Source organism: Citrobacter sp. Cf132 (assembly GCF_030333885.1).
Lineage (GTDB): Bacteria > Pseudomonadota > Gammaproteobacteria > Enterobacterales > Enterobacteriaceae > Citrobacter > Citrobacter freundii.
Map to the genome: position 1 here is coordinate 1 of NZ_JAOWFA010000042.1, position 14,249 is coordinate 14,249.

General features: G+C 50.4%; 13 protein-coding genes and 1 pseudogene. 5 read left to right on the top strand and 9 right to left on the bottom strand.

Features of this window, described 5'->3' with window-relative positions:
* Positions 1-182: 182 nt before the first annotated feature.
* The 4 genes from OGV85_RS06225 to OGV85_RS06240 all read right to left on the bottom strand — a co-directional run bounded on the left by OGV85_RS06225 (position 183) and on the right by OGV85_RS06240 (position 1,811).
* Positions 183-665, bottom strand: coding sequence for a GNAT family N-acetyltransferase (locus OGV85_RS06225; RefSeq protein ID WP_003026803.1), 483 nt, complete (start codon positions 663-665; stop codon positions 183-185).
* A complete protein-coding gene (locus OGV85_RS06230; protein ID WP_003026799.1) occupies positions 653-919 on the bottom strand; it encodes a type II toxin-antitoxin system TacA family antitoxin in 267 nt (88 codons plus the stop codon). Before OGV85_RS06230 ends, OGV85_RS06225 begins: the two co-directional genes overlap by 13 nt.
* Before the next feature lie 444 nt (positions 920-1,363).
* Positions 1,364-1,594: a hypothetical protein gene (locus tag OGV85_RS06235; protein WP_023307222.1), complete on the bottom strand. Its 231-nt coding sequence runs from the start codon at positions 1,592-1,594 to the stop codon at positions 1,364-1,366.
* A 13-nt stretch (positions 1,595-1,607) separates the two neighbouring features.
* Positions 1,608-1,811: an HHA domain-containing protein gene (locus OGV85_RS06240; RefSeq protein ID WP_004213596.1), complete on the bottom strand. Its 204-nt coding sequence runs from the start codon at positions 1,809-1,811 to the stop codon at positions 1,608-1,610.
* 244 nt (positions 1,812-2,055) lie between these two features.
* On the opposite strand from OGV85_RS06240, the gene OGV85_RS06245 reads away from it, so the two are divergent.
* Together OGV85_RS06245 and OGV85_RS06250 are read left to right on the top strand one after the other, a co-directional pair.
* Positions 2,056-3,024 carry an IS5-like element IS903B family transposase gene (locus OGV85_RS06245; RefSeq protein ID WP_023307223.1) on the top strand — a complete coding sequence of 323 codons (969 nt, stop codon included), beginning with the start codon at positions 2,056-2,058 and terminating at the stop codon, positions 3,022-3,024.
* Positions 3,025-3,387: 363 nt separating this feature from the next.
* Complete coding sequence (locus OGV85_RS06250; RefSeq protein ID WP_001515717.1) at positions 3,388-4,128, top strand: tyrosine-type recombinase/integrase; 741 nt, start codon at positions 3,388-3,390, stop codon at positions 4,126-4,128.
* A 697-nt stretch (positions 4,129-4,825) separates the two neighbouring features.
* On the opposite strand, the gene OGV85_RS06255 is transcribed toward OGV85_RS06250, so the two are convergent.
* Positions 4,826-5,836, bottom strand: a complete 1,011-nt coding sequence (locus OGV85_RS06255; RefSeq protein ID WP_000200070.1) for a RepB family plasmid replication initiator protein — start codon at positions 5,834-5,836, stop codon at positions 4,826-4,828.
* Positions 5,837-6,586: 750 nt separating this feature from the next.
* Here OGV85_RS06255 and sopA point away from each other — a divergent pair.
* On the top strand, positions 6,587-7,753 hold the full coding sequence (gene sopA / locus OGV85_RS06260) for a plasmid-partitioning protein SopA (RefSeq protein ID WP_000523812.1): 1,167 nt from the start codon (positions 6,587-6,589) through the stop codon (positions 7,751-7,753).
* Positions 7,753-8,724 carry a ParB/RepB/Spo0J family plasmid partition protein gene (locus OGV85_RS06265; RefSeq protein WP_004206785.1) on the top strand — a complete coding sequence of 324 codons (972 nt, stop codon included), beginning with the start codon at positions 7,753-7,755 and terminating at the stop codon, positions 8,722-8,724. The genes sopA and OGV85_RS06265 overlap by 1 nt, the downstream gene beginning before the upstream one ends.
* A gap of 1,024 nt (positions 8,725-9,748) precedes the next feature.
* Here OGV85_RS06265 and OGV85_RS06270 read toward each other — a convergent pair.
* From OGV85_RS06270 to umuC, 3 genes and pseudogenes are all read right to left on the bottom strand, one after another.
* Positions 9,749-10,054, bottom strand: a complete 306-nt coding sequence (locus tag OGV85_RS06270) for a hypothetical protein (RefSeq protein ID WP_008325193.1) — start codon at positions 10,052-10,054, stop codon at positions 9,749-9,751.
* A 53-nt stretch (positions 10,055-10,107) separates the two neighbouring features.
* Complete coding sequence (locus tag OGV85_RS06275; RefSeq protein WP_004118488.1) at positions 10,108-10,359, bottom strand: type II toxin-antitoxin system Phd/YefM family antitoxin; 252 nt, start codon at positions 10,357-10,359, stop codon at positions 10,108-10,110.
* A gap of 78 nt (positions 10,360-10,437) precedes the next feature.
* Positions 10,438-11,580: pseudogene (gene umuC / locus OGV85_RS06280) on the bottom strand (translesion error-prone DNA polymerase V subunit UmuC); the annotation flags it as partial.
* Positions 11,581-11,641: 61 nt separating this feature from the next.
* On the opposite strand from umuC, the gene OGV85_RS06285 reads away from it, so the two are divergent.
* Positions 11,642-12,649 carry a tyrosine-type recombinase/integrase gene (locus OGV85_RS06285; RefSeq protein ID WP_008325196.1) on the top strand — a complete coding sequence of 336 codons (1,008 nt, stop codon included), beginning with the start codon at positions 11,642-11,644 and terminating at the stop codon, positions 12,647-12,649.
* Between the two features lie 1,528 nt (positions 12,650-14,177).
* Here OGV85_RS06285 and OGV85_RS06290 read toward each other — a convergent pair.
* A partial coding sequence (locus OGV85_RS06290; RefSeq protein WP_004200914.1) for an IS1 family transposase occupies positions 14,178-14,249 on the bottom strand: 72 nt, incomplete at its 5' end.

Here is a 14,249-nt window from a genome sequence, read left to right on the forward strand (position 1 = left end):
TTAAACGGACCAGTGAAGCTTACCATAGCGCGGACATCTGAATTGAGCCACAGGCGGACATTACTATTGAGCCATTACAATACTGGTGCGCATAAGATGGATTATGTTAAATATTAAAACAAATAACATAAAAATCAATATGTTAAGAAGGTAACCAGCTACTTTCCCATTCCAGCAACCAGTCATGGAAGCTTTAGAAACAGAGTCCTCTCATGAGTTTGTGATGCCTTAAATCCATGGTGAGCATAGAAACCTTTGGCTTCTTCAGTAAGCGCATGAACCATTATCGCACGAACCCCAATGTTCTCAGCTACGCGATAACACCGTAGCACTGCATCGTGGAGTAAATCGGCGCCAACCCCTTTTCCGTGCAATGAGACATCTACCGCCAGGCGAGCGAGTATAATCACCGGTATAGGATCTGGCATGTTACGCCGAAGACTACCTGTCGCTTCCGTATGGTTAACGCTACCGGTGGCCAAAGAGTAAAAACCAGCTACTTGCTTCGTACCCGTCTTGCAAACAACGAACGTTCGGGCAGCGCCAAGAGCTTGATTTTTTAAACCTCTCTGTTTTAGCCATTCATCGAGGACTGTCTCTCCACTGACGAACTCAGCCAGCTGATGAGAGCTGGATAACGGCTCGGGCGTGGTTATACGTCCCACTGAGGTTTCCTTGCCAGTAGTTTATTAATGGCGGGCTCATCCTCGACTGGTGCATCGAGCATATCGATGAACTCTGCATACTGTTCGTCGTTAAAATTGAAAACACGGCGATCAAGGATCACATTCTCCGCAGCCTTGCAGGCCATCTCCAGGATAAAGTCGGTTCGCGATTTATGAAGGATCTCTGCAGCAGCATCGATGAGTGCTCTCTGAGACTCTTTAGCTCTTAGGTTGAGTTGAACATCTGATTTCATACACACCTCTCTTGTATAGCAATTGATATACAAGAATAACACAACACGAACGTATAGCAAATGCTATACACTTCAAAGTACCGATAATGCGTTTTATGTTAAATATCAGTTACTTGAATAGATTTCGTAACATAAGTTGATGTGTTTGTCGTGTCATGACAGCACAATCAGGGATGTCATCCCCTAACGAGGCAAGGACTAAGTTAATGAACAGAACAGATTAAGAAGTACAGACTCGCTGGCTTGAGAGCCGGCAGCCTGAAGATCGTACCTGTAATGAAGCGGAACAATTTTCGGATGAATGCTGGAAGAACGGTCTGCGGCTGGATAAAAGCCCGTCTGTGCACTATCAACTTCTGATGGAAACCATCCGCAGGACGCTGATCCCGCGGCCAAAGTGAAGCCCTCCGTCGGTCTCCACTATTATCGCTACCGGGTTAGCCGTCAGGCATGGCCCGGTTTAAAAAGATATGCTGACAGTTCTGCTGCAGTTATATCAAACTCGAGTTGCTGGATTAATTCTGCCAGTTTTTTCTCTGCAGTATCACGATCAAACTGATTTTGTACTATCTGGAGAGCAACCTGTTTTAGCTCCGGAGGGAGGTGTTCCAGATTGATATGATTATAACCCGAAATGTCATCATCCGAATTTTCGAAGAGCCAGCCGTAACTCATAAGGTCACCTGTTCTATTTCACAAATTTCCAGACACCTGGCGGTACCCGGTCATACAACTTTCCCATCGTCATCTCCGCCAGCCGGTGATCAACCGCGGCATTGAAATGCTCAAGCTCATCATCTGACAGAGAATATTTATTTTTTTCTATTACCCTTTCCAGGGTTTCCTTCGATGTACAGCGCCGTAGTCGTAAAATCCATTCCTGTTTCGTCATTAGTTTTTTATATCCTGAGGCGTCCCTAGTATTTAATTTTACAAATAACGCAAATTTCTTTCAGGCGTTATGGCCCGTGCCGTTCTGCTTAAGATAATCACTGATGCTCAGGCCGGACAGGCTTTGTTGAATAAATCGAACTTTTGCTGAGTTGAAGGATCAGATCACGTATCTTCCCGACAACGCAGACCGTTCCGTGGCAAAGCAAAAGTGGCTTTGTTGAATAAATCGAACTTTTGCTGAGTTGAAGGATCAGATCACGTATCTTCCCGACAACGCAGACCGTTCCGTGGCAAAGCAAAAGTTCAAAATCACCAACTGGCCCACCTACAATAAAGCCCTCATCAACCGTGGCTCCATAACTTTCTGGCTGGATGATGAAGCTATTCAGGCCTGGTATGAGTCAGCAACACCTTCTTCACGAGGCAGACCTCAGCGCTATTCTGACCTTGCCATCACGACTGTGCTGGTCATTAAACGCGTATTCAGGCTGACCCTGCGCGCTGCGCAGGGCTTTATTGATTCCATTTTTTCTCTGATGAACGTTCCGCTACGCTGCCCGGATTACAGCTGTGTCAGCAGGCGGGCAAAGTCGGTTAATGTCAGTTTCAAAACGCCCACCCGGGGTGAAACCGCACACCTGGTAATTGATTCCACCGGGCTGAAGGTCTTCGGTGAAGGCGAGTGGAAAGTCAAAAAGCATGGCCAGGAACGCCGCCGTATCTGGCGTAAGCTGCATCTCGCCGTTGACAGTAAAACACATGAAATCATCTGCGCTGACCTGTCGCTGAACAACGTTACGGACTCAGAGGCCTTCCCCGGGTTAATCCGGCAAACCCACCGGAAAATCAGGTCAGCCGCCGCCGATGGCGCTTACGATACCCGGCTATGTCACGATGAACTGCGGCGTAAGAAAATCAGCGCGCTTATCCCTCCCCGAAAAGGTGCGGGTTACTGGCCCGGTGAATATGCAGACCGTAACCGTGCAGTGGCTAATCAGCGAATGACCGGGAGTAATGCGCGGTGGAAATGGACAACAGATTACAACCGTCGCTCGATAGCGGAAACGGCGATGTACCGGGTAAAACAGCTGTTCGGGGGTTCACTGACGCTGCGTGACTACGATGGTCAGGTTGCGGAGGCTATGGCCCTGGTACGAGCGCTGAACAAAATGACGAAAGCAGGTATGCCTGAAAGCGTGCGTATTGCCTGAAAACACAACCCGCTACGGGGGAGACTTACCCGAAATCTGATTTATTCAACAAAGCCGGGTGTACCAGGCCGGAAATCGCGTAGCGCTCTCTTCTCTTCTTTTTCCTGCCTAACATGTACATCCTGGCATTACTCCAATTCTCCCAAAAACCGTAAAACAGCCATCAACCCGCGTCATTACTGGCTTCATGGAGGATCTGAGCAGAAAAAGGATCCTTTACGTATTTGGTTTTACCCGCAATAATGCGGGATAAGACAACAAAAGGATCCGCGCGCTGCGATTTATTGTCATGGCAGGATCGGCCCGTCAGGTGCAAAATACCTGTATCCATAAACAGTGCGTGCGCTACGTGAAAAATAACTCATGAACAGCATCATTCCCTTGCAGAATTCACCAGAACGCGTCTCCCTGCTGCCGATCGCCCCGGGCGTTGATTTTGCGACCGCGGTGGCACTCCGGCGGATGGCCACCTCAACAGGTGCCACGCCGGCTTACCTCCTGGCGCCGGAAGTGAGCGCCCTCCTCTGGTATATGCCTGACCAGCGTCACCACATGTTGTTCGCCACCATGTGGAATACCGGGATCCGTATCGGTGAAGCCCGGACGCTCACCCCGGAATCGTTCGACCTGGATGGTCTGCGCCCTTTTGTTCGGGTGCTGTCGGAAAAAGTGCGGGCACGTCGTGGCCGGCCGCCAAAAGATGAAGTGCGTCTGGTACCGCTGACGGATGCCAGTTTTGTGCGTCAGATGGAAAGCTGGATGGTCACCACCCGCCCCCGCCGGCGTGAGCCGTTATGGCCGGTCACGGATGAGACAATGCGCAACTGGCTGAAACAGGCGGTGAAGCGGGCTGAAGCTGACGGCGTGCATTTTTCGATCCCCGTGACGCCGCATACTTTCCGTCACAGCTATATTATGCACATGCTTTATCACCGGCAGCCCAGGAAGGTCATCCAGGCACTGGCCGGGCATAAGGATCCGCGCTCGATGGAAGTCTATACCCGGGTATTTGCGCTGGACATGGCTGCCACCCTGGCCGTTCCCTTTACCGGTGATGGGCGAGATGCCGCGGAGATCCTTCGCTCCCTGCCCCCGGCCGGCTGAGATTGACGGCCCTGGCATGACGTCCTGTATTCCGCTAATACGAAATACAGGAGCAGAGCGCATTCAGTGCCCCTCCCTGCTCCAGCACACCAGGACATCATTCGGATGACTGAACAGCCGTGGTCTTGCACGGTGACCTGCAAGCCTGCAGGCATCGACATACCGCAGACAAGACAGGACACAGGCCGTACATCCCACAGTGTATTGTTTCCTGAAAGCTCAGTGAATCATCCCGTTAATTGCGAAAGTCATTCACCCCTGTGGCTCACTCCCTTCTGCCATCGGTCTCCTGTTCGCATTTAGCAGTGTGAAGCTGGCGCCGGGTTATACAGACAGCTGCAGTCTCATCCTGCCGGGCTAAACCTGCAATACACAGGGGAACGGATACCGTCAGGTAACATGACCGTCTCAGCATCCGATTGAGATTTTCGTAAGGGGTATAGAGCTTTACTGAAAAATTGACTGTGGCATGTTAACACGTGTGGAGCAGTGCACAGACCTGGGAATATCGCCGTTAAACCCGCATACCGTAGTCAATATCTGCGTATCACGGCCTGAAATCACATATGACAGTCAATATTGTTCGATCATGGCAGACATGATGGAGAACACATATTGACTGCGGTATGCGTGATGCATATCACAGTCAATGGAATGTCCTTAGCGGCATCCGGCAGTCATGTTATGCATATCGCAGTCAATTTTCTGGCTTCATCGCTGAGAGAGCTTCGGCCAGTTTAAGGGGATCGATGCCAGCAGCCTTCAGCGCCTTAATGACTTCGTCATAATTTTGCTCTGGCGCCTTCTCTTCTTCCTCTTTGCGCGGAACCTTCACAGGACCACTGATGAGTTTGGGGTTGCGATAATGCACGCTGAAATAGGTGGCTCGGCCACGTTTAAACTCAGTGTAATCCAGATAACCAATATCCCGCAGCTGCTCCATCGCCTTACGTACCGTGTGGTTCTGCGTATAGACATTTGAGGTGAGATTCAGCCGGTCACGCATCCGTTTCATGGAAATAGGTGCAGGATTCTGGGGAAGACTTTCGATGTAGGTATAAAGCGCCTGGGCTGATTCCTTGCGCTGCAGGGCGTCAATGGCTTTCAGCCGCAGCAGTACCCTTCTGTCCATGTGGTAAAGCTCAAACAGCTTAGGTTCAGCCTTGATCTCAACGATATCCTCGTTGATGTCATAATAGGCTGACTGCACCAGATGTGTGGTCCATCCTTTGGTCTCGCTCTGGAACTTCAGCGTAACCGAGGCGAGTTTAAACAGGGAATTACTGATGCGATCGCGCATTTTTTTGTTTGAACGACGGGAGTCAAATCCGCACATCTTAACGAATTCGACGAACGACAGTTCCAGGGTGTCACTTTTTACCCCATACTCCGACATGGAGCGAATTATCCCCAGCCAGACTTTAAAATCCGTGTCCATATCAAGACGCGAACCGGTGATCTTAACGTCAGTGTATCCTTCGCTTTTGGCAATGGACAGCTGTACAAGCTCCTCAGTCGCGTCTGTAACGTTTTTCCGGTTCGCCTTGCTCTTCCCTGTTGATTTCAGAGTTGGGACGAAGAGACCGAGTCTCATGAGCGCTACTGGCTGCACGGTACTGGTGCTGTTGACATCCAGCTTAACAACTTCACCGGTTGTCTTATCAACCTCCTGAAGGTTCAGAAGTAAGCTGTTATTTTCGCTCGTCATCTTGATCCTCAACGGTTATCCACAAAAGGATGTAGTAATACGTATCGCAGTCAACGGATATACATACCTCAGTAAATACCGTTGCATATCACAGTATTAGATTATGCATATAACAGTCAACATTTTACATTCCACAGTCGATCCAGACAGACGTTAAAGCCAGTTACAGCGCATGCTGGAGCGATCCGGGGATCTCTTTTGGATCTCATTATGATCTCCTTGGGATCAATTATTGGATCGAGACCATGAATAACCCAGATACAAGCCCGGAAGCGCCACACCAGATATCCAGAACCCTGGCCTTATTTTCCTGAATACGCTCTGGAAGATTGAGATCTACAGGTACAACAATGAAACATTGACTGCGGTATGCTGAGTCGTCTTTCCTCTTCCTCGACACAGATGCGGTAAGCATCATACCATAGTCAATATATTACATACCGCAGTCAATTTCATTATAACTGGCTGATCCCGAGCCATCTTTAGCAACCCGACGTACGTGCAATCTGTGAATTCTGTGATTTTCCGCTTCCTCGCCGCTTTCTCACTGTGTGAGATCGCTTACTGCGGCGAGCGGCAGTGATTAATATTGACTGCGGTATGTACTCTTTTGTAATCCCCTGCGTTCTTTCATTACCCAATGTGGTTCACTTTGCACTTTTTCGTGCACTTTGCGATTTTATTGTTGCTTTGCAATAAATTCCAAGATTTAATAAAATAATGCAAAGTGATGATTAAAGGATGTTCAGTATGGGACTCATGGATACACTCAACCAGTGCATAAGTGCTGGTCATGAAATGACGAAAGCAATCGCCATTGCACAGTTTAATGATGACAGTCCGGAAGCCCGGAAAATAACCCGGCGCTGGAGGATTGGTGAAGCGGCAGATTTAGTTGGCGTGTCATCTCAGGCTATCAGGGATGCCGAGAAAGCTGGCCGGCTGCCGCACCCTGATATGGAAACCCGTGGGAGAGTTGAGCAACGCGTTGGTTATACCATCGAACAAATCAATCACATGCGGGATGTATTTGGTACACGACTGCGCCGTGCTGAAGATGCGTTTCCGCCGGTGATTGGCGTTGCAGCTCACAAAGGTGGTGTTTACAAAACCTCAGTATCCGTTCACCTGGCTCAGGATCTTGCTCTGAAAGGACTCCGTGTTCTGCTTGTTGAAGGCAATGACCCACAGGGAACTGCTTCTATGTATCACGGATGGGTGCCCGATCTTCATATTCATGCTGAGGACACTCTCCTGCCCTTTTATCTTGGGGAAAAGGATGACGCCAGCTACGCTATAAAGCCCACCTGCTGGCCTGGCCTTGATATCATCCCGTCCTGTCTGGCACTGCACCGCATTGAAACCGAGCTGATGGGGAAATTTGACGAAGGCAAATTACCTGCTGACCCGCACCTGATGCTCCGTCTGGCCATTGAAACTGTCGCTCATGATTATGACGTGATAGTTATCGACAGCGCACCCAACCTTGGTATCGGTACGATAAATGTTGTATGCGCTGCTGATGTTCTGATTGTCCCTACTCCGGCAGAGCTGTTCGACTACACCTCCGCACTGCAGTTTTTCGATATGCTTCGTGACCTGCTTAAGAACGTGGATCTTAAAGGCTTCGAGCCAGATGTCCGTATTCTGCTTACCAAATACAGTAATAATAATGGCTCGCAGTCCCCGTGGATGGAAGAACAAATTCGGGATGCCTGGGGAAGCATGGTCCTTAAAAATGTTGTGCGCGAAACGGATGAAGTCGGCAAAGGTCAGATCCGTATGAGAACCGTTTTTGAACAGGCTATTGATCAACGTTCTTCAACCGGTGCCTGGCGTAATGCCCTCTCTATCTGGGAGCCTGTTTGCAATGAGATTTTTGATCGTCTGATTAAACCACGCTGGGAGATTAGATAATGAAGCGTGCTCCTGTCATTCCAAGACATACCACACATACTCAATCGACTGAAGATACTTCATCACCGGCGCCGGCCGCGCCGATGGTGGATTCATTAATTGCGCGCGTGGGTGCTATGGCCCGCGGTAATGCAATCTCTCTTCCGGTAAGTGGACGGGAAGTAAAATTTACCCTTGAGGTGCTCCGGGGAGACTCTGTTGAGAGCGCTTCACGCGTATGGTCAGGCAATGAGCGCGATCAGGAACTACTTACCGAAGATGCTCTGGATGATCTCATTCCTTCATTTTTACTGACCGGTCAGCAGACTCCAGCTTTCGGCCGCCGGGTTTCTGATGTCATAGAAATTGCAGACGGCAGCCGTCGCCGTAAAGCCGCAATCCTGACGGAAAGTGATTATCGCGTTCTGGTTGGTGAACTGGACGATGAGCAGATGGCTGCATTGTCCCGACTGGGTAACGATTATCGGCCGACGAGTGCTTATGAACGTGGCCTGCGTTATACAAGCCGGCTGCAGAATGAGTTTGCAGGAAATATTTCTGCGCTTGCCGATGCGGAAAACATTTCTCGTAAGATCATTACCCGCTGTATTAATACGGCCAAACTGCCTAAATCCGTTGTTGCCCTGTTTGCACATCCTGGAGAACTGTCTGCCCGGTCAGGTGAAGCCCTTCAGAAGGCTTTTGCAGATAAAGAAGAATTACTGAAGCAGCAGGCTGAGACTCTCCACGATCAGAAGAAAGCGGGACTAATCTTTGAAGCTGAAGAGGTCATTAGTCTTTTAACATCCGTACTGAAACAATCTCCCGCATCAAGAGTTAATCTGAGCTCACGTCATCAGTTTGCTCCAGGGGCAACAGCATTGTATAAGGGCGATAAAATGGTGCTTAACCTGGATAAGTCCCGCATTCCTGCGGAGTGTATAGAGAAAATAGAAGCCATTCTTAAGGAGCTTGAGAAACCAGGAGTCTGATGCGGACACGCATTATTCTACGGTGATCTCCCTTTACTTCATTTCCTTTCTCACAGGCCAGAAAACATAACTGGCCTGAATATTCTCTCTGGGACCACGGTCCCACCTGCGTCATCTGTCAGCTTATCTGCCTTGGACCACGGTCCCACCTGCATCGCCGGTCAGGTTATCTCCCTGGGACCACGGTCCCACCTGCATCGTCGGTCAGCTTATCTGCCTGGGACCACGGTCCCACCTGCGTCATCTGTCAGCTTATCTGCCTGGGACCACGGTCCCACCTGCATCGCCGGTCAGGTAATCTGTCTGGGACCACGGTCCCACCTGCGTCATCGGTCAGGTTATCTGACTGGGACCACGGTCCCACCTGCGTCGTCGGTCAGGTTATCTGCCTGGGACCACGGTCCCACCTGCGTCATCGGTCAGCTTATCTGTCTGGGACCACGGTCCCACCTGCGTCATCGGTCAGCTTACCTGCCTGGGACCACGGTCCCACCTGCATCGCCGGTCAGCTTATCGGCCTGGGACCACGGTCCCACCTGCATCGTCGGCACATTATTAGTTTGGGACAACGGTTAAGCAATGCCTGTCACGAACAGGTATTGGCTTGTCGCCAGCAACCTGTTGAGCGGAGTAATCACGCAGCAGGGCGGCTATTACAGGTGATGGTGAAAGCTCTGTTGGGATCTGAACGAAGCATGTTGAGTGAAATTTGCAAAATTTCGCGGGGTGTGCGGCTTAATTTTAAATTTCCGCCAGCATTTTTAAAACCAGCTGCCGCCGCTGCGCGTTGGCCGGTCCTTCGTCCGGCCGGTAACCAGTCCCGGCCGTTCTTACGACCCTGGATGAACATGGTCCCGTCATCAGCGTCTCCAGTGTGATGTCGTTTGTCACGCCGTCCGAGGGGATATCAGGGACACAACATATGGTAGAAAAAGCAGCTGTCTGAGACACAATATATTGATTATCCACAGTAACGGGGGATAACCGTGTGGGTAACATATTGAAAGTCCAACACGTTATCTGATTAACTGACTTTGTAAACGCCGCTGAACCATGAAAAAAATCCGGGGGAATCATCACAGCGCATAAACATACCGTTTTGTTTTTGGGTGACGGCAAGGAGGCCCCTGTTATCACCACATACCTTGTCAAAGGTTTCCATTCCTATCCTTATCAGGCTCTTTTCGTTATTTTCGGGAGAGATCCGGAGATGTTTTGTCAGCCAGACAGGATAGGTATCAGCGTTACGCCAGTACTGCAATTCAATCACTGAAGCCATTCCCCAGATAGTGAAGAATAAGAAAACCACACCTGCGATTTTGCTACCCATATTGTTCCTTAACATTGATTTAATACATTCCTTGCTCCTCGCACCGGAGCACATCACAGATACTGATTGAGATCCACTTCACGCAGCGGCTGGTTTTGACGTTCTGTGATCAATTGCACCAGGTCTTTTTCGTCCAGCGCATCGAGCATTTGTTCATACAGAGCCGCGGGCACACAATAAAAAACAGGGCGGTTGCGGTCAATAATCGCGACCGGGTAGCCGCCGCCGGCACTGGCGGTGGCCACCGGATCGTTTTTAAGTTCGCTGATGCTGGCAGTCACATCACACAGAATGATATTTGTCATGGTTCCCCCCTGAGACAAGTCATCTGTATGATCGGTAAAGTAAGCTCTTGCAGCAAGTCCCGTCTGTCATTTCGACGGTCAGAAACGGGCAACCGGCAGCTCCTTCCAGCGGGTGGTATATGCCGGTGACAGCATCTCCCGTTTCATCTGCCAGTCCGGCGCAATACCCCGTCCGGCAAACCAGACTTTCCCGAGTCCGGAATGATTAATGCCGTCGAGCACCTTCATCAGCGCATCGCTGTGCGGCCGTGGCTGCACGTCATCGAACAGATTCAGCTGCGCGACGCCGTTCGGACTGAAATCATTGAGCATTATCCCCGCTTTTGCGTAGCGGTGGCCATCGAGCCAGATCCTGTCCAGAGACCTGACCGCTGCCGCGATAATGTCCCGGGTGTCACGGGTAGGGGTGTTCAGTTTTTCCGTGGCCACGTTACCGTAATACGGCTCATTAACCGCAAAAGGGGACGTCTTGATGAAGGTGCTGATATGCCGGCAGTACTGTCGCTCACCGCGCAACTTTTCCGCCGCGCGCTCGGCATACTGGCAGACGGCCTGGCGCATTTCTTCGTAGGTGGTGATCCGCTGCCCGAAGCTGCGACTGCAGACAATCTGCTGTTTCGGCGGCGGCGCTTCCTCCAGCGAAATGCAGCTCTCGCCGTTCAGCTCACGTACCGTGCGCTCCAGCACTACGTTGAAGTTTTTCCGGATAAATGTGGGGTTCGTCAGCGACAGCTGCAGGGCAGTGGTGATCCCCATAACGTGCAGCTTTTTCGCTATCCGGTTCCCCACGCCCCAGATTTCTTCCACCGGCTGCAGGCTGAGTAATTTTGCCGTTCTGCGTGGATTTTCGGGCGACAGCGCCAGCACCCCACTGAATTGTGGCCATTCCTTTGACGCCCACTGCGCCGATTTGGCCAGTGTTTTTGTGGCGCCGAAGCCGACACCGATCGTCAGTCCGGTTCCACTGAGAACATGCCCACGCAGCTGCCTGCCAAAATCCTCCAGATCCATACAGTGGCCAATTCCTCGGGCATCCAGGAAACATTCGTCAATTGAGTATTGTTCGACGCGGGGCGACAGCTCTTCCAGCAGGGCGACCACACGGTTACTCAGGCTCGCGTAGAGCTCGTAGTTGCTGGAAAAAACGTACAGTTTTTCAGGAAACTGCGCCTCTTTGAGCTGGAACCAGGGGGTTCCCATCTTTATACCCAGCCGTTTGGCTTATATGTTATTTGGAATTGACTATCCTTAGGTTGTGCTTTCTGACTCGGAAGGAAAGTGTATGCGTGCATCGTTGCTGGCATCTTTACCTTACATGATGGCTGAGCCTACAGCTTTTCGCTGGTTATGCTTACAGGAAAGTTTGCTGAAGGCGCCAAATACGGTTGAAGCTTATGCCCGTGGGATCGATGATTGGCTGCGTTTTTGTCGCCAGAATGATGTGAGCCCTACAGAAGCCAGCCGGGAGATCCTGGCTTTGTATGTTCGGCATCTTAATATCTCCCGCAATCTGGCGGCTGCCAGCCTTCGTCATCGACTCACTATCGTTCGATTATATTGTGACTACCTGCGAGAAGAAGGATTAATAGTACTGAACCCCGTTATGAGAGGCAGCTGGCATCCTGGCGGAGGTGGGCGCAGGGGGCTCATTCAGGCACAGCGACGCCTGCCATGGATACCGAGTGACCGTGACTGGGAAAACTTACTTATCGCAGCCCGCCAGACCACAATACGTAATCGTTTTATGCTATCTCTTGCGTACGACTGTGCCCTGCGCCGGGAAGAGTTGTGCTCCGTTGCTACCGGCGATATTGACCCTTCTCGTCGCTTGCTAACAGTTCGGGCTGAAACGACAAAAACTAAGCGAGGTCGGGTTGTGCCCTATTCTGTCGTAACCGGAGAGTTATATTTCCTCTGGTTAGCAGAACGGCGACAATTAAATACTTCCCGTGGCCCACTGTTTCTTTCTTATTCCTGTCGCAACAGAACTGCGCCAATAACCCGGTGGACCTGGTCCAAGATCGTAAGGTCGTTGGCAATGCAGGCGGGGCTACCCCAATTGAGTACGCATACCTTCAGACATCTATGTCTGACCGATCTCGCCAGAGCTGACTGGGATATTCATGAGATCGCTACGTTTGCCGGCCATCAGAGTATCCAGTCAACGTTACTTTATATCCATCTTAGTGCGCGTGATCTTACGGAAAAATTTAACGCAGGTATGGCGTCGATACATGAACATCGGTTACACCATTTAAAGGGGGACAATACGGATGGCAATGAAAACTGAATATGATGCGCCAGCCCCTTTTGACTACGAAGTATGGCAACCTGATCCTGACTGGGATTGTTCTCCCGAATTACAGCCGATTGAACGAGATACTTTGATAAAGCTGGCTCAGTATGTTGTTGGACGTCATAAACAAAACTGGTCGAACTGTGTAAGACAAAGGCTTTCTCGCCTGATAATTCCACTCAGAGCAGCATTAAAGTGGATGAATGCCGCATCCACAACAACCAATTCTGCAATTCATGACATCATTCTGGAAATGCACCGGCTGGAAAAAAACTACTGGTCATGGACCCAGGACGACTGGCTCGAAGTGCTGTGCAGCAGTGAAGAGGTATTTCGCAAAAAATATGGCAGCTGTGGTAATTGTCGACAGTATGTCCTCGCGATTGCTTGGTTACTGTGCGGATTTAATCGACTTGAGGCGGCTGGCTGCTTTTATCATTATCGGCTTTCTGTCAAAGTTTTTGGCCGCCCGGCGACAGAGGCGGCGGTAAACAAGCTTCAGGAGAACATGCAGCGCCTCGGCTTTGTCGCTGCTGACAATAACATTCGTAATGCGCTACTGCTGTCTATGCTTTGTCAGCGGCAGGTTGATCCTGAAAAATTGGAACTGGAAACACTTAAGCGAGTAATAACTTACGGGCCTGTTTATATGCGTCGCTCTGCGGCCACCTTGTCAAGGATATTTGCTGCGATGGGGCTGTTCCCAGCGGGCATTGACCATCGTATTCTTGAGCGCAGACGGCCTCACGGGGAATATCGTGCAACCAGTAACGTTCCGGAAGAATGGTTGCGATGGTGTGAACGCTGGCGTAAAACCGCTATTAAAGCACCATCATCTGAACTCAGTACATGGTACCGCATCCTGCAGTGTGGGCGCTGGCTGAAAGCCACTCACCCTGATATACATTCTCCTGCAGACTGGAGCCGGGACATCGCACTTGAATACGTAGCTGCAGTGTGTCAAATGAAAATAGGCCAGTGGTCTGAACCGCGCCATATGTATCAGAATCGAATAGGCCAGTTAATGACAGCCTCTGCACGGGCGGGGATTTTACAGGCTATCAGAGTTTTTTTTCGAGACCTTCAGGAATGGGGGCTTATTATCGTCCGATTTAATCCTGTCAGAACGTTCCGTTTACCCCGCGCTATCCGGGCCAGTATTGGCCCTGCACCAAGAGTCGTTGCTGATGATATATGGAGTAAACTTGTCTGGGCAGGGTTGAACCTGCAGGAGCAGGATCTGCATTATGGTGAACAACTTTACTATCGCTACCCATTTTCTATGGTTCGTGCATTATGTGTTCTCTGGCTGTTTGGTGGGTTGCGTCGTGATGAAATTTTGCGGATGCGAACAGGCTGTATACGCTGGCAAAATGATGAACATCAGGGCGGCTCTCGGATATGTTTGCTGGATGTCCCCGTGAACAAAACCAGCACGGCCTTCACCAAACCTGTTGATCCAATCGTAGGGGAATACATTGATTGCTGGGAAAAAGAACGAAATATAGGTAATGACTCCAACTTATTGATAGTGTTTTATGTTCAGATAATGCCCGATGACTTTGTCATGCAGCTCCACCGATTTTGAGAACGA